Origin of the sequence: Chryseobacterium arachidis, from assembly GCF_900129245.1 — a bacterium.
Lineage (GTDB): Bacteria > Bacteroidota > Bacteroidia > Flavobacteriales > Weeksellaceae > Chryseobacterium > Chryseobacterium arachidis.
Genome location: NZ_FQUT01000012.1, coordinates 1 through 23,522, shown reverse-complemented (window position 1 = coordinate 23,522; position 23,522 = coordinate 1). Strand labels below are relative to the sequence as shown.

Sequence of the window (23,522 nt, the reverse complement as noted above, 5' to 3'; positions counted from 1 at the left end):
ATTGGCAAGTTAAAAATAAGTGAGTCGGGAGCTAGTTCCTGACTCACTTACGTTAGGGGTTTCACCGTACAACACTTATTATAAACAGTATAGGAGGGGACATAATTTTTTATTATTCGTGTAAATAGAACCATAAGTGATAGTATCCTCCTTGAACCAAGAAAATTTTAGTGGGATGAAGCCTTAATTATCTGTTTTAATATTGTAGTTGTAAGTTCCAATATCATTTCGCTATCTTTTTTTCCAATGTTATCATCGTGTTTAACATATTTATTGTGATATTTTGTCATTGGCTCAATATACCCCCACAGGATATTAGCTATTTCAGGTGAAACACCTTTTGTTGACAGAAATTTTTTCAAATCGCCCTGTTGATTTTCCAGTGATTTTTCATTAGATAGCATTTCCTTTAGCAATAGTTCAAGACTAAGCCGAAGGTCATCAAGTGCATTACGTTCATAGATTCCTTTTTCAAATTTTTCAATTGCGGACTTGTAAGGTGCTTCGGCGCGGGGATAGTCGCTTAGTAGCCCCTTAACTTCTTCAATCATTTCCCCATTTTCATCCAAAGGGGAATTTTGGCGCAGTTCCTTGTAATCTACAATAAGTTGTTGTTTAAGAGCGATAACTCCAGGAATAGCTGGATATGTATCGCATAATTCGTTTATAATCTGGAATTGTTGCTCTGGATTAAATGCCTTTAGATTCGCAACAAATGCTACTCTTTTATTTGATATTTTCTTCCCTTGAGAATCAGTGAGATTCATGAAATTTTTATCAGAATATGGAATATCAACATTGTTGGCTACAGCTTTCATTGTAAAAAACTTCGCAATTTGGCCCCAGGTCATTCCGTTGTCGGTTTCCGCTATTACATCTGCGGAATGAATCAAAAAAACGTCTTTTATAATCATATTATCTTTATGTAAGTAGCAATAAAAAAGGTATGCTTCGTTGGCTTCTATATAGTTCATTAGTTCAGGAACATCCAATACCTTTTCTTCAAAGTCCAGGGGTTTACCAAGAATTAAATTATCAAAATAAACTTTAACGGAAGGAGTTGCTTTCGTACTATATTGTTCCAACAATTGTTTTTTGGTATCTTCCAGGATCTTATCCGCAAATGGGGATTTACTCAACTGATCATTATATGATTTTATTCTTGATTGAAGATCGCTTGCGGAAACTCTTCCTTTTGCCAATGGCCCAAAGTGATGATCTTTCCAAAGGCGATACTGCATGTTATTATAAGTTGATATCTCCTGGTGAGAATTGGGTTGGGGAATAATCGAAAGTTCCTTATTTCGTTCTGGATCGCTGTATATCACACAATAATCTATACCAAACCTATCGACCCATATTTTTAGTTTCTTACCATAGTCCTTTTGGTTTTCAAGCTCGTCTTGGAGTTCGTCAAAGCTTCGGTTATAGAATTCACGAAAAAGATCGGCATGTAAAGCATTTTGTGGATCTTTTTTACAATTTTCACAACAGCAATAAATTCTTTTCAGTTCTTTACCGTCTGTATCTCTGGTAAAAATCCTACCATTACACCTTAATATCTCATAGTTCTTACTCCATATCTCGAACTTTTTTCTTGTATCAGGCTCAGCTTCTATCAGCCGAGCAATCGTATCATGGTCCATAGTCTATAAGTTATTCTTCCGTGTAGAACTTGTGGACACAATGTAAATTGTCTCTTAAGATGAAACATTCGGTTTTATAATCATCGCCATAAGGACATTTTTCAATCTTAAGTTGCTGCACCGTGTAAAATTCTATATTATTCACCTCTTCATCCCCATCCTTAAGATCCTTTGGTAAACTATTATAATTAAGAATATCGTTATTTAGTTCTTGATGTCCAGTATAAAAAAGTGATACAACAGCGATTTTTTCGACATTATCGAAAAATTCTTTCTTCCTATCTTCTCTACCAACAAGCCTTCTGATCGTTCGGCCATCATTAACAACATCGGTAATTAGGATTACTTTTTTGTATTTCTTATCCTCATTATCGTAATGAAGCTCATTTTCAAATTTGTTATGATCGAGCCACCTATAAGAATAAGGCATATAAGTGTATGGTACAGGAAGTTTTATAGATGCCTTGCTAGCGATCATATTGCCTTCATACCCCAGGCCGATTATCAGGTCTGTTCCTTCAATAAGATTCATTTTTTCTAAAACGTCAATAATGGCATTTTGCGCAAAATATAAATCCTCTTTGTTCTCAAGAAGTCGTGCAATATCGATCCAGTTATGTGCCCGCGAAGTTTCGCTCCAATGAAAATGTCCCTGATGAAATAATTTCTTTTCTTTAATTATGCTGTACAATTTTTTTTGTACCAAAGGTTCTTCATAAATAATCTTTGGCGCTTTCGCTTGAATTTGTAAAATTTGTATTTCTTCTACCGGCTGTTCACTTTCTTGTACGTCCTGTTTAGCGATTTTTTGACTTGGTGCAACATTTAGAGTTGGTAATGAAGCTGGCTCATCATCTGGTAAGAAATCTGTTGGGCCAACTTCCGAGGCAACGGGAGGGTTGCGAAGCAGAAAGTTTTTAAAATCAGTATTTTTTATTCCATCTGCGGGCATTTCAATCCAATTTCCATAATTTCCTTCTCTCTGTCCATTTACAGAATGAAGTCCAAAGACTCTATTTATTATATTTAGGCTGCCCATGGTCCGATCTATCTCATATATTTTAAAAGAGCCATCGATAGAAGTTTTGGCTGAAAGAGGTCCTGCGTCACTGATAATTATTTCCTCACGGCCTGCCAAATATTTGGAATTTGGTGTATGTTCATTTCCATTTAAAATACATTTAATATTATGCCTTTCAAATATTGTCACGAGATCTTTTTTGTTTTCAGGATCCCATTGTCCGTGGCAGGATTCTTCATGCTCACCTTCTAAGTTATGATGAAGACAAAGAATCAGTTCATGTGTTGGATAGGTTTCCTTATATTTTTTCAGTTCCGTTTCAAACTGACCGGTCGGAAGATATCCCGTACCTCCCTGATTCATTATACTAAAATTGGTATTTACTGCAAGGAATATAATGTCGTCAACTATAAAATGATCAAATATAAGTCTTTCGGAATCAAGGTCATCACCTTTAATCGCACAATAGAGTTGGTTAAAATTATTATATTTAATTTTTTGAATTTCAGAGGTTTTCATCTCTTTGATAAAGCAGTCTGTGACTGTATGCCTATGAATGTCGTGATCTCCAGGAATAATCAGCGTTTGTTCAGGATCTATCTTAAGTTCACTCATAATCAAACGAATTATTTTCGTTGCTGCTTCGAACTCTTTACTTTCAGCAATATTGGAGATATCACCAGTAATAATTAAATGTCTTTTTTTGAAGGGGATGTCTTTTATAATATCTAAAAGATTGTTTATATAATTTGCATTTTTGTCTTCATCCAAAGTAAGATATGTATCCTTGTTTGCAAAGCCGAGAAGACCCCTCTGGTCAGAAACATGTAAATCTGAAATATGTAATACTAGATCATTCATCTGATAAATCAGTTTTAATTTGATAGTCAAAGTCTTTGTAGTTGGTCTTGTCAATGGAAAAAATGGCCAGAGTGGCATCTTTACGCTTTATATCGGCTTTTTTTAGGGTTTCGGTTTTTATAAGAGAAACATTACCTAAGTAAAAGCCACCAAGAAACTGTATAATATTTTTTACGATCTTTACCTCTGTTCCGAGACAGACCAGATCTGATACAACTATGTAGTTTTTATTTTCAATGATATTTTTATCCAAAGAATTGTACAGTTTATTGATAGGACCTATCTTGTCCAAGATCAAAACATCCAATTTTAGTAAGTTGGATAAAATAGAAACTATGTATGCACTATTCAAGCTCTGGCACACTAATATAGGCGTATCTTGCTTTTCTTTATCTTCTTTTGAATAAAATGGGATTGGACCGTCTTTACGCCATTCTCTTAATATTTTTGCTGCAAGTAGATATATCGCATAGATGCATAGTGGTTTTTCATGCGAAATAAATTTCTTTACGTTTATATATGATGTCAGATAAACAAATGAAGAAGTATGTTGTTCTTCATGTTTATCGGAGTAAGGCATTAAGCTAGTTTTAAAGAACTCTTTAAAAGTATCCTCAATTTTAAAGTCATCCGGATAAAAATTATTATCCCTTTCATAAAAATAGAATCTTTTATAGCCTTCTTTTATTCTCGGATCAAGTGTAATCTTATCAAAAAATGTTATGTCCGCTACTCTATTATCTGGGTGTTTAAAAAAATCATAGCCCAATGCTAATACTATCTCATGTGTAACATTTAAAAATGCAATTTTATATCCCTCTGTTCTAAGCTCTGTAAAATAAGTATTTAAATTGGACTGGATTGCTTCTAACTTTCTAAAATCAAAAGCAATATTGGAACCTACCGCAACACTAGCTCTAATATCGGCAATTACACGTTCCATTGTGATTGACTGGAGCCTGTCACAGTAAATGCCTAAGTTTATATCTTCTATAAAGTTTGATGTTATAACTTCCTCAACATGTAAGTTATAATAAATAAAGCTTCCAGTGTCTAATTTGGATATTATCATAATTTACGTGTTAGGAATTTCAACTTCAATATGTACCCCCTTAAATTTCACATTAAAAAATCGGATGGAGGAAAACTTTGTCTCTTCAGTATAGTAGTCTATTGCAGTATTAAACATATTCTCAAAAACTTCCATAATCAGTTTTTTGTATTGACTGATGCTATTTTTGAAATCAGACTGTTCCATGTTAGATATTTCATTTATGTTATGAACATTTAATATTTGTTGTCTAATTTCATGAAGCTTTGCGATGTATTTGAATCTATTTGAAATGATGATCTGGCAATTTTCAGTGTGAAGTCTAAAGTAACCATTAGAGTTAATGACTACATTTAGCATCAAATCAAGAATTCCTTCCCTTTCCTTAAGAGAAGAATAATACAAAGCTTCAAATATGTCTAATAGGTTTTCTACATAATAGGAAGAAAAGTCGGTTTTTTTGTGAGAAATGGAATTTTTAAAATCATCTTTTTTGTAATAAAAGGGAAATGTAATTTTAGCTTCAAGTGATTTTTTTAGGCCGATTCCATTGTCAGAAATTGAGAATTTCGTCCGGAATTTGTCAACAAACATCATCGCATACGTTGTCGATCCCGAATGCATTACACCGTTCGTGATCAGCTCGGATAGTATATCGATGTAAGTGTTTTGATAATCAACCGTATTTGGGTTATCATATAGCAGTTCCCGAAAGTGATCTTGAACGTAGTATGAAGTCAGTGAGTTTATTTGATCACGTAGAAGAATGTCATCGTTAATCTGAAAATCAATATTTGAGTAATCATCCTTTCTATAAGACCTGATTAAGTGATCTTTTCGTATTTCCTTACCTTTGAAAGCACCGAGATACTCTTCTTTATAGCTAATTATACTGTTTCCATACTGGTTGTAATAATCCCTATCACCCGCAGTTTTAAAAAAATTTGCCCTGTATAGAAATTCAAGAGCAGAACTTGTCGCATGGTTATTGTTTAAAAATAATCTTAACGGATTTTTATGAAATTTACTCAGCTGCTCCAAGATACTCAATAGCAGAGGAAGTGCTATAGGATCTATCCTGTAGCTTGAGTTGTAAATATCGTCGTCCCCGTTTCCGAATAGCCTGAATGCAATTTCTTCAGTTGGATTTTCCCTATAAAAATTTGCCAATTTTTTTAGAAAATCTCGATAGAAAACTAAGGGAGTGAAGTTGACATTGCTGTCAATAATAGGTATAATACTCTCCATAATAGCTTATATGCAATTACATTGATTGTAGTTGCGCAGTAAATATAATAAAAATGGGATTTATCTTAAAGAAAAGAAAAAAGGTTGGAAGAAATTATTATCCGGTTTTTAAGTTGACGAGAAGAAATAAAAACAGTAGTAAAGCTATTTTCTTGCGTCAGGGATTGCAATGGAAATCCTTTTCATGCTGAAAAGATTGGAGAGAAAAGCCCGCCCGAAGGGGGCGCCCTAATAAAGTTCTTTTTATTTTTGCACAAACAAGCTATCATGAAAATCCTACAAAGCAGTTTTTTCAGACCACGGAAATGCCCCTACGGTAATTTTGAGCTTTCTCCTGATAAAGGCTGGGCGATCCTGCAGACTTTTATAGACTTTGAGTCAGGACTTCTTTTGGTCAGTACCATCAAGGGCAAAGAGGATCCTTCAAAATCCGGAGTACAGCCTGAAGTGAAACAGTATCTTATAAATCTACAGTCACTGCAGATTCTTTCTAGTGATGATTATAAGGAATACTTTGACTATGGCCTTAAAGAATCTTACAGTCCTGATGGAAAACTACGGCTTATCTCCCAAAGGATCCATGATAAAGAGGAATAATGATTTTTTTGCTGAGAAACTCTATGATGCAAAGATTGGAACGCTGATCAGATCAGGAGAATCCCTTGCTTTTACAGCGGATAGGGGAGAGAACCTGGTTGAAAGACATTATGCCACTTTAAAATTGCAAAAAGAATCCCAGCGCAAAGAGACGGAAAAATTAAGCTTATCCGATCTTGAATCCATTCATAAAGCTGTTCTAAAGAAAGATGAACCGATCATTTCATTTTTCGATGAGTTTTACCGCTATAAGCTTATCTATACAGGAATACATTTTGAAATCCTCATATACAGTCTAAACGGCAAAGACTCAGAAAGTATTCCGGCAAAGCTCAGCACCTTTTTAAATATTGAAGATTTCTGGAAAGAGGTTACAGCAGACCCAAATTGGTTTATGGCACTTAGTATTCATCAGCAAGAATCTCTACAGCCTTTTGTGCTTTCCAGGAAAGTGATCGAAACTTTAAACAGCCTAAAAAAAGAAAAAGAGCTCAGCTACGGACAACATGAAAAAATCTATGCCTGGGAAAAAGTTTTTATCCATCCGGACTTAAAAGCAGGGAAGGTTAAACAGTTCTGTTCAAACTGCACAAAAGAAGTGAAATATAATCTACGTTACCCAAAATATATCTGCAGTATCTGTTCATCGAAAGATAAATACAGTCAGGAGGGTATGCTTCTTGAGTTTTACAATACAGACCTGTCCGGCGGGCTGAAGATTATTTATAAAGACATACACGGAAATGTGCTCAGAGAAGATGATTCTAAAGCTGAATTCCTCTGCCTGATCGATGGTAAAGAGTTCACCGCGCAGGAAGCACGGTTCGGCGGGATTGTCATCCAGAAGAAGTAAAACATTATTCTGATCAATATATTCATGAAAAAGCCCTGGGCTGGGAACCCAAGGCTTTCTACTGTATTAACCTATTTTATGAAAAGTAATACTAAAACACTTTTTACTGATTTTAGTTTTACGCTATTTTTTTTTTGACTTGAGGAATTCTGTAAAATCTCCCTTCAAGATAAAATAGGCAAATATCTTTTGGATTATATTAATAAAACGGTAACCTACCCTGTGAAAACCCATCAATTATTAACACACATATAGGAAAGTCCAGGTTTGGGAGGAATATGATCAGTGACATTACACCAGGATAAAGTAAGAAAACAGGCTATTGAAAAGAATAAGATGGGAGTGGTACTATTTGCATTTACGTATATTATTGCAAAAGTTATTACTGAAATATAAAGAATACCAAGAAGAGATTCCCTAGATAGAAAGAGAAGATGCTCAGTGTCTAAATCCACAGTTAATCCGATCTGAAATCTTTTTCTCAATCAGTTGGATCTTTAATCTTTTGGGTAGGCAAGATTAAAACTTTCTAAGATAGAAAATACCGTAGAATCTGTAGAATTATCAACCCGTGTTCCTTTTTTTACAACAAATACTTTGACATTCTTGTATTTTTTGCCATCCTGAGAGGGTTCTTGTGTTTGAAGCAGAAAAATCCACTTGCTCTCTGAAGAAACATCCCAAAAGCTTGCGAGACTATTTTTATCCGCTTGCCTGTTCTCAGGCTTTCCATAAGTTTTTATAAGGAAATCAGTTACTCCTTTACCATCTTCTTCCTTTACTAAATTTAGGATAAATCCCAAATATTTATTTTCTTGATAGTTGTTGACAATTAAAGCCAGATTATTGTTTGAATAATTATAGCCATTAGAAATGGAATATGCAGAAAGCCCTACCGATCCTAACCGATAGTTTTGTATATCTTCCAGCCTATATGATAACAATCCATAAATGGGTTCTGTCTCTTTTGCGCTTTTTTCAATAATATTTTCTGAAACTATTTCATCAACTTTAAAAGTTTCCAAATCTGTTTGTGCGTTGCATGAAACTACGACCAAAAAACTAAATGATAGAAAGAGATATTTTACCATATTAATATTCATTGGGTTAAATAAGGTAATATCTGTGGAAATTCCAAATTTTACTTTCAAAGGAAAGCGCTTTTGTACATCTTTGAATCACCATTTATGCGTTTCACTGTGGCAGGTAAGTTTTAAATCAGCTATCCGGTACATAACAATAGCCTTATGCTGAATACTTGTAACAAGCAGAAAAAGATTTGAAAATCTCCACCTCTAAAATAGCCAATTGTCTGATTAAATAGTGTCGCCCCAATTCCTGCACCACTCAACATTGAAAGAGCCAAAATACACCTTAACATAGCCTCCTTTTCAGACCGAGGAAGCATGGCGCACTGCTAACTGTCTAACGATGATATTCCGTGGTCCAGATCATAACCTTCAGGGAGTTGTCATTTTCCAAAAACTAGTAACATGTTTTTTACCACATATCTTTCAAAATCCTGGTTGATAAAATTTTTTAAGTGTGGATTTACTATATCCAACAATTAGGTATGTGTCACTCCCAATAACATTGATCACTTTTTAAAATAGAAGTAAGGCCTGCTCGGATCTGTTGGTTTGCGTTCTGCTTTTGGTATTACTTTTTTCTCCAGTATTTCTTGTCCGACGTATTTTTTGAGCATTATCCGGAGACGCTCGGGACTGATCAGAATCTGGTTCATTGCTCCGAAATCGGCAGTAATTTGATCAAGGGTACGTGCTGTTGAAAAATATTCGGTGGTATAGATCATTTGAGCAAGGAAATCCCGCTCTTGCTTATATATCGCATTTGTACCTTTTGTAAGTGATATTGGGCTTACGAGATCTCGCTTCTGATTACGCAAAGGTGAAGATGCCATTTTAAACAGATTTAATTCCTCCAGTTTTTTACAATCAATAGAAAGTACTTTTTGGGGATCGAAGAAATCTGAAAGGCTGATATTAAATGGTGAACAAATACGAGCGAAACTATCGAGTGAAATAGATAAAGATGCCTTGGAAATACTTCTTAAAGTTGAATAAGATACCCCCGTAAATATGGCCATACTATCCAATGATAATTCTGTCAAATCGCCTATCTCGAATATCCTTTTTGATATAAGATTTGCTAAATCAAGATCGCTCAATTTTCTCATTCGATTAGTTTTCGGCTGTTCTATATAGTTCATACGTCAAAGGTATAGCATCTATCTTTCTAAGGTAGATGCTATAATCTAATAATTTATTTATCCTGGATACAGCGTACATTGTAGCCTATCGGCTTGTCTGCTGCACTGATTGATCCCAGCGTAAATGGAGCTGCCCTAAGTGAAAAATAGTTACTAAGATTACTATTAGTAGGGGACTGCGTAGATGTCGCGTAATACCCTGCACGTCCTCTATATGATAATGCACCGCTGTTTAGCTCGCGCCTTCCCGAAGCTGGAAACATCAAGTTAATATCTCCACTTTTTTTGCTGGTGAGCACAATAGCTGCATCATACCCGGGCATATTATTAAGGGTTGAGAAATCGCCCCAGGTACCTGATTGTGTCGATAGCGAAAGGCTGATCAGTTTATCATATTCTGACCTTGTTGGTAACCTCGCTCCAGATGAACAGGGATCATTGGCGGCAACTTTTGTTGGATTTGCCTCAGTTCCACTATTCCATGAATTTGACGCTAAATAAACATTGTTATTCCATCCCGCAATAGCGCCGTCTCCACTTGTACTTGCATTTGCTACAACAGCTTTTTGTCCCCATTGGTAAAAATTACCGTGTAGTGCCTGCGTCGATGTGCCATTTAGATTTCCGGAGGCTGGGTTTAGCAGATCTGCACCAAGATTGTAACGGTCCCAACGGTAGCCGCCGATCACAGCATACAGGGCATCGGATGCATTAGCGCTTCTGGTTTCATTAGCCGCATTTACATAGCGGTCACTGTTAAAACGTAATTTTAGTGTGTAAGAATATCCAGGTTTCATCCCCTGACCTGCATTTGAGAAAGTAAAATAAGCATCGCTTGTGTTTACATCGTGACCAATTTTTATACTTCCTGCGTTTATAACAATACTAAGTTGGAAATTTGTCAGTCCCTGTGCGTTTACTATGGCAATTTTTGGAGTAGTTGTTAAATTTAGCAGCGGATAGTAATTTGGTTGGGCGTTAATGCCCGTACCAGGGATCACCTGTCCGGTACTCATGTTTATGATAGGCGCATAGACAGACCCTTGGGTATAATCGATGCTTCCGTGCACAGGTACTTCAGAAACATAACACCCTTTTTGGTATCCGGCCTGTCCAAATGTTCCTATCGCATCGCTATCGTCCACCTGAATTGTTACCCGAGTAAACATATGTTGAAGAGGTGTTGTTAACGGTGTGGGTACACCACCGCCAAGGATTGTCACATCCTTTTCCACAGCACACATGTAATCCCCACTTGTTTCCGTAAAAGTTGGGAAATTTAAAGTAAAACCGCCCTCGGGATCACTTGTTGGATACATATTTTTACCTGTAGGAACAGCGGGAGGATTGTCTGTTGTCGAGCCTAGCGAAAAAATATAAAAATTATATTTCTGTCCAACTTGCAGTTTATCTCCAAAAAATACCTGGTTTGGATTAGAGGCATCACCAACAGCCTGGTCAACATAAGTGCCGTCTGTTTTAAAAGCAACAATTCTATATTTAACTGCGCCGCGCAAAGAAAGCAATTTTGTAGCGGCCTTATTACTGGATGCTTTAAGTGCTGAGCCTGTAGATGTATTTTCAGTAAGTTCTGCCGTGATTGTAAATGGTCCTGACTGCACTTCCTTTGTGACATTGAATGGTTTTGTTGCCGTAGCGTTTGTTGAAGCTTTAGTCGCTGTCCCTAGGTCCCCATTAAACTCAGATTCGGTTAAAGCCAATTTCACTCCGCCTTGGCTGGCTTCAATGGTAGTATCATCTTTTCCCTTTTTACAGGAAACAGCTAAAAGTAGGAGTACAACCAGCGTAAATGTCAGCTTTGCAATTGGATATATTGTTTTCTTTTTCATCTTAAAGGTTTTGATTGTAATTAGTTCCACCATTCGCCACTTGGGTCCTGGGTTTCGGTTCCGCCATTATTCCAGTCATTCTCGGTTACACCGGAACCGCCTCCCGGCTGGGCCGATCCTTGCGAGCCCGCAGCCACGCCTTGTTCCATCTCAATCTGCAATTGCTCGATCACAGGTTTGATGTAGATCTTCTTTTCAGTTCTTTTTTTCATGTTTTATATTATTTGGTATATAGTTTAGTCTAGAGTCATAAAACGAGATGTATTAGTTAATTATCCTGTTTCAATTTCAATGAAATATTAGATCAATGTTTAACTTAATCTATACTGATCTATGGCCAATTTTATATTAGATCGAGCTATCTATTTTTACAAATGTTTGAATATATAGCATTGATATAGTGTATGATATCACTTCTCATGTAGTAAAGATACATCAGGATAAAAAGAAACATTAAAACCTTGATATCACACATATATCACACAATTACAATGTGTTGTAAATCAGTGATTTAATCTTTAAGAAGCACTGTATTACTTACATTATTCTCATTTTTAATAATGTAATTTATAGGAAACCCACCACCTGTTTCTTAATAGGTACTCTTTTCTGGTTTTATAAAAAGAAAAAGAAATCATAAACCCAAAGCTGGCTTAGAAACGGGTGTCTCCGCAACTTCACTTAGCCGGATATAACTTTGGGATACCTATTTATAGGTATGTAAAATAGTATGGAACGTCAACTGACTCATTGAAATTAGAACTACCGACTCTGAACATTAAATCTGTTGCTTTGGTTATCAGTCTCGAAATTAAAACCCGGCGGTCAAATAGCTATCTGAGTCCTAATAATGATCTCACAAGAAAGTTCTGAATAAATGTGATATTACTGTGGTGTTAATGTGAGATCTCCATTTTATAATTCTTAAGCCAAATTATCAATATTTGTTTGTTGAATAAAGGTATACATTAAGTGCAAGTAATGATACAGTGTTATTGTCTCTTAAGACTTTAGCCGTTGATTTTAAATAACTTATTAGAAGTTCTTTTTCACATGGAGGTCCCATGGAAATAGATCGGAGTGGCGCGCTGATTAATAAAAGTGGTTTACGTTTAACTAGCTAGGGCCGAATATTTATTTCAATAAAATTCTCAATCGAGGATATAAGTCATCGAAAGAACATGATAGGAGACTTAGCTACTATGAAAAAAACAACAAGCAAAATGGATTCAAATAAATACAAAGATTTAATTACCTTGGCAAAAAATAACAATGTTGAATTTGTAACGTTGTTTAATGAACTATATCCCAAATTTTTTAAAGAATTACTAGCAATAAATCCTAAAATGCGAAGTAGTGAATTAGAGTTCTGTGCAATGGCGTTTCTCAATTTCACCACTAAAAACATTGCTGAATTTACGTCTGTTACAGTGCGAGCTGTACAGGTTCGAAAAAATAGATTAAGGAAAAAGTTGAATATCCCGTCTGATTTGGATTTTAATATGTGGATGCGCGCACTTATTCAAGAATAAGTAGGTTATTTTTAGGCTATTTATAGGACTTCCTTTAAAAAATGAAAATTTGAAAGACCATTAAAATCATGGAATTTTGAATTTTTTAAATTGAAAGCAGCCTGCTTGGTGGCTTTTTCCATGGATGCTTCTACACGTTCCTGCTCCATGCTTTCAACCATAATCTGAGCCTACGATTTACAGTCATTCAGTACAATTATTCTTTTCGTTAGCGATAGAAGCGGCATCCTTTTGCCCGGCAAAAGATATAGCGGAAAGGTACTGTCTTCAAAAACACGAGATATTTGATAAAAGTTGGAATTCGCGTGAGCGATTGAATTAGAAAGCCCGCAAGTACGAGGAATTGAAACGGAAAGCGCGGTGCAAGTAGGCACACGTCCAATAAAAAAATCCCTGGCAAGTATTACACCTATCAGGGAGCATATAATGGATTACATTAATCCTCTTTTATCTTATTTCGATGGTTTTTACCCCAATCAATCATTTCAGCGATCATGTTGTGTAAGGTATCACAGTATGAAGTAGTCGTATATTCAACGCTAGGGGGAGAGGTGTCATAAACCTTGCGTAGCACCAGCTTATTCAGCTCCAGATCTTTAAGTTCTTTAGATAAAACTTTAGTAGTAATTCCACCAACGCTCCGCTGTATGTCGCGAAAGCGAGTATTCCCTTCGTGGACAGCAACCAGTATAGGCAGCTTCCACTTCCCATTTATCACATATAGCGTATCCTGCAAATGTCGTATCTGCTGTTCAGTCGTTGCTTTATCGTTTTGTATATCTGGCATCCTTTAGGTAACTGGTATATTTTATAAACCAATTACATCGTAAATTTACAAAAAAATATGATCGAACAGATATGAACAATAAACCATTAATACTAGTAGCAGGTGCCACCGGAACACAGGGTGGAGCAGTTGTAGAAGCATTATTAGCTAAAAACATTGCAGTAAGGGCAATCGTCAGAGATAAAAACAGTGAAGCAGCAAAAGCATTAGCTAAAAAAAACGTAGAACTCATAGAAGCTACATTCGATGACCCACAAAGTTTGACCAATGCAGCTAAAGGTGCAACGGGTGTGTTTTCTGTACAAATGGGAAGCCATCCAGGAAATAAGGGTGAGGAAACGCGCCACGCAAATAATCTCATTGCAGCCTCGAAAGCCGCAGGAATACAACAGATCGTACATACTTCAGTTGCACGTGCCGGAGATCATGCAAACTTTGTCGACTGGGACAAGGGCGTTTGGGAGCCATTGTACTGGGAAGAAAAAGCCGCTGCGATTGAGACTGTTAAGGCAGCAGGCTTTACCTACTGGACAATCATCAAACCGCCTTTTATCATGATCAATTTACTTCCGCCTATGACTGACGTGATGTTCCCTACCATTTCACAAGGAAAAATAATAACTCCGATTGCTCCGGAAACAAAAATAGATTGGGTTTCTCCTAATGATATAGGACGTTTCGCTGCTGAAGCATTCGCGCAGCCGGAGAAATTTAACCGAAAAGAATTTGCCATCACAGGTGATAAATTAACGATGACAGAAGTTGCTGAGGTGCTGTCCTCTGTTGTGGGCAAACGATTTGAGGCCATCAGTCAAACCCAGCAAGAAGCCCTCGCCAGCGGTTTGTTTAAATATGGTATCGATTCCTATCTCTGGCAAAATGCTGAAGGTTATCAGGTAAATCCTCAGGAAATTTCAGACTTTGGCATTCAGCCCGAATCGCTCAAAACCTTCTTAGAACGTAATAAAGAGCAACTTCAAACAATTTATAGTGAATTAAAATAAAACTATAGACAAATTGCTTTGGGTATAGATTGTCGCGACTTTGATCCGACGATCTATTACTGCTTAGTTTTGCTCACGCGTACTTTTGAAGTTGTGATGTAGCTATTACAATATTGTAGTTAAACTAACGCTTTCCAATGAAGAGCTAAGATAAGACGAGAAATTTCCTTAATTGGTAAGATGGTCTTACGCTATATATACTATCAAAAACATACTAATAGCATTCCTGCGTCAGTAAAACTGAATCACAGGCATATTGCTTTTTTTCAGAGAAAATAAAACAAAATATAATTAACAGCTTTTTTAAACGGAAACCAGGCCCTACATTTTAATGTTGATAGTTCATATATCTGGACCTAAGATTTCCGAATTGTGGCAGATCATTCCTTACAGCGAAAAAGGCCGTCATAGAAAGCGTTTTAGGTATCCTGGAATTTCCCTTTTTGTTGATTCTGATCTTCCAGATATGTGCACCTAACTGGTTCTCGATTCTCAAAAAATAATAGCAGAGACAACATTCCACAAATACTTTCTGACAATCTGCCCCAATGCTTTTTCGCCTGAAGAAGTATCAAATATTAACATTTACTCCCTTTTACCACCGGAAGACCTTTCGCTCTTTATTTTCGCCCGGTGCTGGATTCCCCATCTGGTCATTGCGCCAACAAGTTCTTCAAGTGTATGACTGTACGGTAGCAGCTCGTATTCGATCAGTACGGGATAGCCCACAGATACTTTCTTTACGATAAAACCATTAAGTTCAAGTTCCTTGAGTTCACTTGACAGTACCCTTGCTGAAATACCTTTGACCTGTTTTTGCAGTTCGCTGAAACGGTTGTTTCCCCTTGCCATGGCGATGATGATCATCAGTTTCCATTTTCCACCGACTACGTACAGCGTATCACTGACTGCATTCATTATGGTGTGGCATTCATCCGTGAACTCCTTGTTTTCCGCATTTATTTGACCAGGTTGTTTCATTTCCATGCTGTTAATTATTTAAATATTAGCAAATAACCTTTTGGTAACTACTAATAAATTGTAAGCAAATTTACCATAATTCTTCCATATAGTCCTTTTAAAGTAGCCCAATAAATCTTAGCCTCTGACACCTTTGGAAAGGCTTTATAACCGTTTTATTACACTCAGTGCCATAATCAAAGCTTTTTTATAACCTATTTATTAGCCACTAACCTTTAGGTAACAAGTCATGAAATAAGACCCGATATAATCTACTTTTGAACCATCAGACAGTAAAAACGATAAAAGTCTAAATGATGCGCAATCATTAAAAACAAAGAAAAGGAACCGATCTAAAATGAAAGTATAACACCTTTTCTGAAGAGAAAAAATTGAATTTAAAAATCATACGAAAACAAATTTTATAACAATAAATACAATTCATTATGACACTAGAAATTTTAAAAGAAAAACAGGAGCTGAGAGATCTAATCGACAATTATGCCTATTTGAGCGATGAGTGGAAAATTGCAGAGGTCATGCAGCTGTTTGCCGAGGATGTTACCTATAAGGTGTATATGGGCGGAAATCTGGTTGCCGACGTATCGGGAAGGGATAATATGGAGCGGGATTTCAATATGCATGCCGCTCAGGTCAAGACCTATTTTACCTTAAACGGACAGCACACGGTCAATATCGACGGTGATACGGCGAGGGGTATATCATTCAGCCAGATCAAAATGGTAAGGGAAGTAGAAGGGAAGGATATCTTGTCGGACTACAGCGTAAAATGCGAGGATTACTATGTTAAGCGTGAGGGGAAATGGGTGATTAAAGATAGAGTGGGTCATTTCTTGATCATTGAATCAAGACCATTCAACGGATAAGTTGCCTGAGCAGTAAGGAAATTCAAAAGTCGATTTTCTACGGTACTGCCTATAATTTAAATTGTAAGCAACATTTCAAGCAATCGCACACTTTAAGGTGTGCGATTGGCTTTTATCGACTTGTAAGGGAGTTTCAATATTTTAAATAGCCTGATTTTTCTATTAAAGTATAAGCTCATTAGCGCGCGTTTTTAAGTTTAACCATAACAGTTAAAAAAATTATTAAAGTATTTTTTTATTGCGTCAGGGATTGCAATGGAAATCCTTTTCATGCTGAAAAGATTGGAAGGAAAAGCCCGCCCGAAGGGGGCGCCCTAATAAAGTTCTTTTTATTTTTGCACAAACAAGCTATCATGAAAATCCTAAAAAGTACCTTTTTCAGACCAAGGAAATGCCAGTACGGTAATTTTGAGCTTTCTCCTGATAAAGGCTGGGAGATCCTGCAGAGTTTTATAGATTTTGAGTCGGGACTTCTTGTAGTCAGTACCATCAAGAGCAAGGAAGATCGTTTAAAATCCGGAGTACAGCCTGAAACAAAGCAGTATCTTATAAATCTGCAATCACTGCAGATTCTTTTTAGCGATGATTATAAGGAGTACTTTGACTATGGCCTCAATGAATCCTACAGTCCCGATGGAAAATTGCGGCTGATCTCCCAAAGGATCCATGATAAACAGAGGAATAATGATTTTTTTGCTGAAAAGCTCTATGATACAAAGATGGGAACGCTGATAAGCTCAGGAGAATCCCTTGCTTTTACAGCGGACAGGAGAGAGAATCTGCTGAAAAGACATTATGCCACTTTAAAATTGAAACAGGAATCTCAGCTCAATGAGGCGGAAAAATTAAGCTTATCTGATCTTGAATCCATTCATAAAGCTGTTCTAAAGAAAGATGAACCGATCATTTCATTTTTCGATGAGTTTTACTGCTATAAACTGATCCATACCGGAACGCATTTTGAAATCCTCAGATACAGTCTAAACGGCAAAGACTCAGAAAATATTCCGGCATACCTTAGCACCTTTTTAAGTATTGAAGATTTCTGGAAAGAAATTGCAACAGACCCAAATTGGTTCAGGGCACTAAGTATTGAACAGCAAGAATCTTTCCAGCCCTTTGTGCTTTCCAGGAAAGTGCTCGAAACTTTCAACAGCTTAAAAAAAGAAAAAAAGCTAAGTTATGAGCAGCTTGAAAAAATCTATGGCTGGGAAAAAGTTTTTATCCATCAAGACCTAAAACCAGGGGAGGTCAAACAGTTCTGTTCAAACTGCACAAAAGAAGTGAGATATAATCCACGTTACCCCAAATATATCTGCAGCATCTGTTCATCGAAAGATAAATACAGTCAGGACGGTATGCTCCTTGAATTTTACAATACAGACCTGTCCGGCGGACTGAAGATCGTTTATAAAGATATTGACGGAAATGTACTCAGAGAAGATGATTCTAAAGCTGAATGCCTCTGCCTGATCGATGGTAAAGAGTTCACCGCTCAGGAAGCACGGTTCGGCGGGATTGTCATCCAGAAGAAGTAAAACATTACTCTGATGAATTTATTCATGAAAAAGCCCTAGGTTGGGAACCCAAGGCTTTCTACCATATTAACCTATTTTATGAAAAGTAATACTAAAACAGTTTTTATTGATTTTAGTTTTACTCTAATTTTTTTGATTTGAGGAATTCTGTAAAATCTACCTTTAAGATAAAATAGGCAAATATCTTTTTGATTATCCCAATAAAACGGTCGTCGATTCTATGACAATCCATTAGTGGCTTAAATAAATCGGATACAGACATGTTTTAAATTTTTTAGTTTTAAATATCAATTTTGTCTGCTGCAAATTTGGATTTTTATGCACTATTCAAAAATGGATCATTTTAATTATATAATGGATTTTCTTCACATCAAAATATTAGGAAACTTTGAAAAGTCATAGTCGTTTTGTATGTGTTGAATTAAAATAATTGTCCATTGGATGTTTAATTTTGTTATCCGAAAGCAGTAATTCCAACAATTCTAAATCAGCAATTATCTTCAGTGAACTAAGGATAAAGTGTCATGATGTTCGTTTTTATTATCTCTAAACCTAAGCGCATAAAACCATAACAAATACATTATTTTTTGTTATCTTAAAGGCACTGATCACGATGAAGACAGACTTAAGATAATGCTTGAACAGTTCAAAAAACACCTCAATAAATTTATAACCGTTTCCGATGGGGAATTTGAGGCTATAGCCGGATATTTTGAGATGCAGACGCTGAAGAAAAAGGAAAACCTGTTGACCGAGGGCCAGGTCTGCAAAGCGAGCTATTTCGTACTGGAAGGTATCCTGAGGAAATTCTTCATCAATGAAAAAGGTGTTCAGCAGACCACGGAATTCGCGATAGAAAACTGGTGGATGACAGAGACGTTCTCCTACATCAATCAAACGCCAACAGAGTTTTACATCCAGTCCGTACAGGCGTCGCAGGTCCTGATTATCCGCCAGAAAGCCTACGATGATCTACTGGAAAAGCATCCGGTCATGGAAAGGTATTTTAGGATGGTGTACCAGAAAGCTTATGCCGCAGCACAGATGCGCGTGAAGATGCTTTACGAGCATTCCAGGGAAGAGCTGTACCGCCAGTTCCTTAAGAACCAACCTGCATTTCTGCAGCGGGTACCCCAATATCTCATTGCTTCCTATCTGGGTTTTACACCCGAGTACCTCAGCGAAATCCGAAAAAAAAATTTTTCTTAAACCCGTTTAAGTTTTTCCGGTTCACATTTTTCCAACTTTGTAGTATCAAAATTAAAAAAAAGAAAAATGGAAAAACGAATCAACATCAGCACGACGGAACCACAGGCATTCAAAGCAATGTTAGGATTGGAGGGTTATCTTTCAAAAATTGATATCTCACAAACGTTAAAAGAGCTAGTCAAAATCCGTGCATCGCAGATTAACAACTGTGCTTACTGTATCAGCATGCACACCAAAGATGCCATCAAAAATGGAGAGACCCCTGAACGTATCTTCCTGCTAAGTGCCTGGAGAGAAGCAACAAAATTCTTTACAGAACAGGAGCAGACCATCCTTGCGATGACTGAGGAGATTACCCTTATCCACCATAGCGGACTGAGCGAGGAAACCTACGGCAAGGCGTCCGAATTTTTCACCGAAAACCAGATCGCGCAGATCATCATGCTTGTCGTGACCATCAATGGTTGGAACCGGATTGCGTTGAGCACCCATCTGCAAATAGAAGATTAATGTGCAGGCCTACGGGGAGCTGAGGAAAATGACCAGAAGTATTTCATTAGCTCCCTTTACCCAATAACCCCTAAATCATATAACCATGTCGAAAATTTTGATCACCGGAGGAACCGGAAATCTCGGGAAAAGCCTCGTCAGAGTACTGGAAGAAAACAACGTGCAGTATACCATCGCCAGCCGTCAGAACAGAGCGGGAAAGCAAAATGTCGTTGTGATAGACCTGCTGGAAAACAAGGGAATCAAAGAGGCGGTATCCGGCAAGGAAATCATTTTTCATCTGGCGACGGACTTAAAACGTGATACAGAAGCCACCCAGAACCTGCTCGGCGCAATTGACCCAAATTCCAAAGTCCATCTGATTTATATTTCTGTCGTTGGTACCGATAAAGTTCCCTTTGCTTACTACAGGCAGAAGCTGGGATCAGAAGAAGCGGTGAAACGATCCGGTATACCCTATACTATCTTAAGGGCAACGCAGTTCCATGAATTTATTGATCAGATACTTTCGACATTTTTAAAATACCCGATCGGCCTGCTCCCCAAAAGGATCCTGCTGCAACCGATAGAAACAGCAATTGTCGCCGAAAAACTTTACCGGTTATCCTTGGATGGCGCGTCCAATAAAACCTATGAGATCGGTGGGGCGGAGGTCCATACCCTAGAAGAGCTGGCAAAACAATGGATGATACAAAAAAACAAAAAACGTTTTGTGCTCAATTTGCCAATCTGGGGTACACTTGGAAAAACATTCCGCAATGGAAGTCTGACCACTCAGAACAGCAAAAAGGAAAGCAGCAGCTGGAGAGAGTGGCTTAAAGAAAATAACCGACAGGACTGACCTTCACAACAAAGAAAATTTGAACTCCACAACAAAACTCCATAAGGGCTATTCCACGAATTTTGTAGGAGAATAAAAACAAAGGGTTATGTGGACAATAAATAATATACCTGATCTATCAGGAAAGACCGTGATCGTTACCGGATCAAACACCGGTATCGGGTTTGAAACCGCAAAGGCACTGTATGGAGCAGGCGCGAGCGTGACCATTGCCGCAAGAGATGAACAGAAGGCCCAAAATGCCATTCAAAAAATTCAGTCCGAGACAGTAGCGAAAGGAGAGTTGGACTATGGGGTGCTCGATCTTGGCAATCTGGACAATATTAAAAAAATTGCAGAAAAGTTTGCGCAAAAGCATTCGAAACTTGATCTGCTTGTGAACAATGCTGGTGTAATGGTTCCACCAAAATCTAAAACGGATGATGGATTTGAACTGCAGTTCGGTGTAAACTTTATTGGTCATTTTGCGCTGACTGGACATTTATTGCCGCTGCTCAAGCAGGCTCCGCAGGCAAGGGTAGTCACCCTTTCCAGTGGTGCGGCAACTTTAGTGGACGGCATAGATTTTGACAATCTCAGACTTGAAAAAGGCTATGATGAATGGCGTGAATATGCGGTTAGCAAGCTGGCGGATATCCTGTTCAGCTATGAGCTGGATAGGCGATTCAAGAAGGCCGGTTTATCAGCCATTTCTGTTGCCGCACATCCTGGAGTCACGCGGACCGACCTACAGCGGAATATCCCGGGAGAGAGTCTGGAAGGTATGTTTGCCGCATTCGATCAGGTGATGAATCCTTGGCAGGGAGCCCTGCCAAGTCTGTTTGCAGCCACAGATCCATCAGTTATAGGCGGTAAATTCTACGGTCCGGACGGCGAAAAAGAATACGCCGGGTATCCCGCTCTTTCCGGTCACAGTACTGCCGCAATGAACGATGAAGCACTTGCGGGAATGCTCTGGGAATTTGCCGAAAACGCAATACAGTTAACCTATAAATTTTAAGATCCAATCCAATATGAACAATCAGACAGTTTTAGTAACCGGAGGTACCGGATTTTTAGGAATAAATACCATTCTTGCATTACTTGGGCAGGGATTTACGGTGAGAACCACGCTGCGCACGCTTTCCCGAAAAAATGAGATATTGGATGCCCTGAGCGAAGGCGGTATCAGTACTTTTGATCAGCTCTCTTTTTATCAGGCCGACCTACTCTCCGATAGTGGTTGGGATGAAGCTGCACAGGGATGTGATTATGTGCTGCATGTAGCATCCCCATTTGTAGCGGAGCAGCCCAAAGATGAAAATGAACTTATCATCCCCGCAAAAGAAGGTACCTTGAGAGCCCTGAGAGCCGCAAATAAAGCGGGCGTTAAACGTGTGGTGCTCACATCCTCCTTTGCTGCGATCGGTTATAGCATCGAAGCCAAAAATCATGTTTTTACAGAATTGGACTGGACTGATGAGAATGCACCGATCCAGGCTTATATAAAATCAAAAACAATAGCAGAAAAGGCTGCTTGGGAATTTATGAAGAATGAAACCACAGCAATGGAACTAACGGTCATCAATCCTGTTGGAATTTTTGGTCCCATTCTGGGCGGAATTTCATCAGCTTCACTGGATACGGTCATCAAGGGAATTATAGATGGGCTGATCACGGAAAATGCGCCTTTTACCTTCGGCGTGGTGGATGTGCGCGATGTCGCCGATATCCACATCAAGGCTATGCTGCATCCCCAAGCTGCGGGGCAGCGATTCCTTGCGACATCGGAAGGAGTGATGAGTTTTTATGATGTGGCACAGTTGATCAGAAAGGAGCGGCCGCAGCTATCCGAAAAAATCGCTGCCATGCAGCCAACTCCGGCAGACCAGTATACGGTCATGTCAAACAGAAAAGCAGTAGAAATACTGGACTGGCATCCCCGTTCCAAAGAGGAAGCAATACTTGCAAGTGTGGACAGTTATAAGATCGCTGATCCCAAGAATTAATCTGCGTAGATCAGTATATTTGGTAGACTATGAAAGTTAACAACATCCAATCCTGCCATCTTGGCCCGGAGATTTCGCCCGAGAATTATATAACGGAAAACTACTTCCTGTACTTATTGAAGGGGACTATGAAGGCTTATGATGGCGAAAAAAGCTACTCAATACAACCGGGTGAGTACTGTATCGCCCGCAAAAATCATTTGGTACGTTATACCAAATACAAGGATAATGATGCATTTGAAAAAATTATCATTACCCTTGATGAAGCCTTCCTGAGAAGGTTCCTAGAACGGCATGTGTATGAAGTAAAGCCATCGGCTAGTGGGGATTCATACATTTTTATACCGGAAAACAATCTCATAAATAATTTTATCACATCGCTGGAGCCCTATTATACGGGAGACCTGGACATCAGTGCCGATTTCGCTGACATAAAGAGGGAGGAATTAGTTATGATCCTACTCAGATCGAATCCTGATCTGGTCGATATTCTATTTAATTTCTCTGTCCCAGATAAGATCAATTTAAAGGAGTATATGAACAAAAATTTTAGATTTAACCTCAGTCTGGAGAAATTTGCATTTTTTACCGGCAGGAGCCTATCGACATTCAAGCGGGATTTCCAAAGAGCTTTTGGCACCACGCCCGGAATCTGGCTCAAGAAAAAAAGATTGCAGGAAGCCTATTTTCAAATTGCTGAGCAATCCAAACGGCCGGGCGAGGTATATCTGGAAGTAGGTTTTGAAGATCTTTCGCATTTTTCTTTTGCGTTCAAAAAAGAGTTCGGAAAAACACCAAATGAGGTAGCAAACAAATTTTAAATCGAAATCAGAGAATATTCTGAAAAACTATTTGCCTATCACTTTAACAGGGTAAGCTTGTCTGTTAACTTTAAAATGTATCAAATTG

Annotated in this window: 22 protein-coding genes; 12 read left to right on the top strand and 10 right to left on the bottom strand. The window is 37.9% G+C overall.

All coding sequences use genetic code 11. The features are described 5' to 3' along the window. Positions 1-167: 167 nt before the first annotated feature. From BUA89_RS22785 to BUA89_RS17495, 4 genes are read right to left on the bottom strand one after another with little or no spacing between them, the layout of a single operon-like run. Positions 168-1,646, bottom strand: a complete 1,479-nt coding sequence (locus BUA89_RS22785) for a hypothetical protein (protein ID WP_083531727.1) — start codon at positions 1,644-1,646, stop codon at positions 168-170. Between the two features lie 10 nt (positions 1,647-1,656). Then, positions 1,657-3,528: a metallophosphoesterase gene (locus tag BUA89_RS17505; RefSeq protein ID WP_072961377.1), complete on the bottom strand. Its 1,872-nt coding sequence runs from the start codon at positions 3,526-3,528 to the stop codon at positions 1,657-1,659. Then, positions 3,521-4,600, bottom strand: coding sequence for a hypothetical protein (locus tag BUA89_RS17500; RefSeq protein WP_072961374.1), 1,080 nt, complete (start codon positions 4,598-4,600; stop codon positions 3,521-3,523). Before BUA89_RS17500 ends, BUA89_RS17505 begins: the two co-directional genes overlap by 8 nt. A 3-nt stretch (positions 4,601-4,603) precedes the next feature. Next, entirely contained in the window at positions 4,604-5,827 is a 1,224-nt protein-coding gene (locus BUA89_RS17495) for an ATP-binding protein (RefSeq protein WP_072961372.1), read from the bottom strand. A gap of 267 nt (positions 5,828-6,094) precedes the next feature. On the opposite strand from BUA89_RS17495, the gene BUA89_RS17490 reads away from it, so the two are divergent. Then, entirely contained in the window at positions 6,095-6,424 is a 330-nt protein-coding gene (locus BUA89_RS17490) for a hypothetical protein (protein ID WP_072961369.1), read from the top strand. Next, the gene (locus tag BUA89_RS23340) at positions 6,375-7,277 is read left to right on the top strand and encodes a hypothetical protein (RefSeq protein ID WP_072961366.1); all 903 of its coding nucleotides are present in this window, start codon (positions 6,375-6,377) and stop codon (positions 7,275-7,277) included. The genes BUA89_RS17490 and BUA89_RS23340 overlap by 50 nt, the downstream gene beginning before the upstream one ends. Before the next feature lie 497 nt (positions 7,278-7,774). Here the strand turns inward: BUA89_RS23340 and BUA89_RS17480 are convergent, their stop codons facing one another. The 4 genes from BUA89_RS17480 to BUA89_RS17465 form a co-directional block, all read right to left on the bottom strand. Then, on the bottom strand, positions 7,775-8,428 hold the full coding sequence (locus BUA89_RS17480; protein WP_143152377.1) for a hypothetical protein: 654 nt from the start codon (positions 8,426-8,428) through the stop codon (positions 7,775-7,777). A 446-nt stretch (positions 8,429-8,874) separates the two neighbouring features. Beyond that, complete coding sequence (locus tag BUA89_RS17475; protein WP_072961360.1) at positions 8,875-9,507, bottom strand: hypothetical protein; 633 nt, start codon at positions 9,505-9,507, stop codon at positions 8,875-8,877. A 53-nt stretch (positions 9,508-9,560) separates the two neighbouring features. After that, entirely contained in the window at positions 9,561-11,357 is a 1,797-nt protein-coding gene (locus BUA89_RS17470; protein ID WP_143152376.1) for a fibrobacter succinogenes major paralogous domain-containing protein, read from the bottom strand. A gap of 20 nt (positions 11,358-11,377) precedes the next feature. Then, complete coding sequence (locus tag BUA89_RS17465) at positions 11,378-11,569, bottom strand: hypothetical protein (RefSeq protein ID WP_072961355.1); 192 nt, start codon at positions 11,567-11,569, stop codon at positions 11,378-11,380. A 990-nt stretch (positions 11,570-12,559) separates the two neighbouring features. On the opposite strand from BUA89_RS17465, the gene BUA89_RS17460 reads away from it, so the two are divergent. Further along, the gene (locus tag BUA89_RS17460) at positions 12,560-12,889 is read left to right on the top strand and encodes a helix-turn-helix transcriptional regulator (RefSeq protein WP_143152375.1); all 330 of its coding nucleotides are present in this window, start codon (positions 12,560-12,562) and stop codon (positions 12,887-12,889) included. A gap of 436 nt (positions 12,890-13,325) precedes the next feature. Here the strand turns inward: BUA89_RS17460 and BUA89_RS17455 are convergent, their stop codons facing one another. Then, positions 13,326-13,676 carry a winged helix-turn-helix transcriptional regulator gene (locus BUA89_RS17455; protein ID WP_072961349.1) on the bottom strand — a complete coding sequence of 117 codons (351 nt, stop codon included), beginning with the start codon at positions 13,674-13,676 and terminating at the stop codon, positions 13,326-13,328. Between the two features lie 71 nt (positions 13,677-13,747). Between BUA89_RS17455 and BUA89_RS17450 the strand changes: the two genes are divergently transcribed. After that, positions 13,748-14,680, top strand: a complete 933-nt coding sequence (locus BUA89_RS17450) for an NmrA/HSCARG family protein (RefSeq protein ID WP_072961346.1) — start codon at positions 13,748-13,750, stop codon at positions 14,678-14,680. Positions 14,681-15,265: 585 nt separating this feature from the next. Here the strand turns inward: BUA89_RS17450 and BUA89_RS17445 are convergent. After that, positions 15,266-15,667: a winged helix-turn-helix transcriptional regulator gene (locus tag BUA89_RS17445; protein ID WP_072961343.1), complete on the bottom strand. Its 402-nt coding sequence runs from the start codon at positions 15,665-15,667 to the stop codon at positions 15,266-15,268. Positions 15,668-16,086: 419 nt separating this feature from the next. Between BUA89_RS17445 and BUA89_RS17440 the strand changes: the two genes are divergently transcribed. The 8 genes from BUA89_RS17440 (at position 16,087) to BUA89_RS17405 (ending at position 23,434) form a co-directional block, all read left to right on the top strand. After that, a complete protein-coding gene (locus BUA89_RS17440; protein WP_072961340.1) occupies positions 16,087-16,527 on the top strand; it encodes a nuclear transport factor 2 family protein in 441 nt (146 codons plus the stop codon). 353 nt (positions 16,528-16,880) lie between these two features. After that, entirely contained in the window at positions 16,881-18,065 is a 1,185-nt protein-coding gene (locus tag BUA89_RS23335; RefSeq protein ID WP_083531725.1) for a hypothetical protein, read from the top strand. Between the two features lie 633 nt (positions 18,066-18,698). Then, positions 18,699-19,274, top strand: a complete 576-nt coding sequence (locus tag BUA89_RS17430; protein WP_072961337.1) for a Crp/Fnr family transcriptional regulator — start codon at positions 18,699-18,701, stop codon at positions 19,272-19,274. Between the two features lie 66 nt (positions 19,275-19,340). Next, a complete protein-coding gene (locus BUA89_RS17425) occupies positions 19,341-19,784 on the top strand; it encodes a carboxymuconolactone decarboxylase family protein (RefSeq protein ID WP_072961334.1) in 444 nt (147 codons plus the stop codon). A gap of 85 nt (positions 19,785-19,869) precedes the next feature. Next, on the top strand, positions 19,870-20,625 hold the full coding sequence (locus tag BUA89_RS17420; protein ID WP_072961330.1) for an SDR family oxidoreductase: 756 nt from the start codon (positions 19,870-19,872) through the stop codon (positions 20,623-20,625). Positions 20,626-20,713: 88 nt separating this feature from the next. Beyond that, positions 20,714-21,625, top strand: a complete 912-nt coding sequence (locus tag BUA89_RS17415) for an oxidoreductase (RefSeq protein WP_072961327.1) — start codon at positions 20,714-20,716, stop codon at positions 21,623-21,625. A 13-nt stretch (positions 21,626-21,638) separates the two neighbouring features. Beyond that, complete coding sequence (locus BUA89_RS17410) at positions 21,639-22,613, top strand: SDR family oxidoreductase (RefSeq protein ID WP_072961324.1); 975 nt, start codon at positions 21,639-21,641, stop codon at positions 22,611-22,613. Positions 22,614-22,642: 29 nt separating this feature from the next. After that, positions 22,643-23,434 carry a helix-turn-helix domain-containing protein gene (locus tag BUA89_RS17405; protein ID WP_072961321.1) on the top strand — a complete coding sequence of 264 codons (792 nt, stop codon included), beginning with the start codon at positions 22,643-22,645 and terminating at the stop codon, positions 23,432-23,434. Positions 23,435-23,522: the final 88 nt, after the last annotated feature.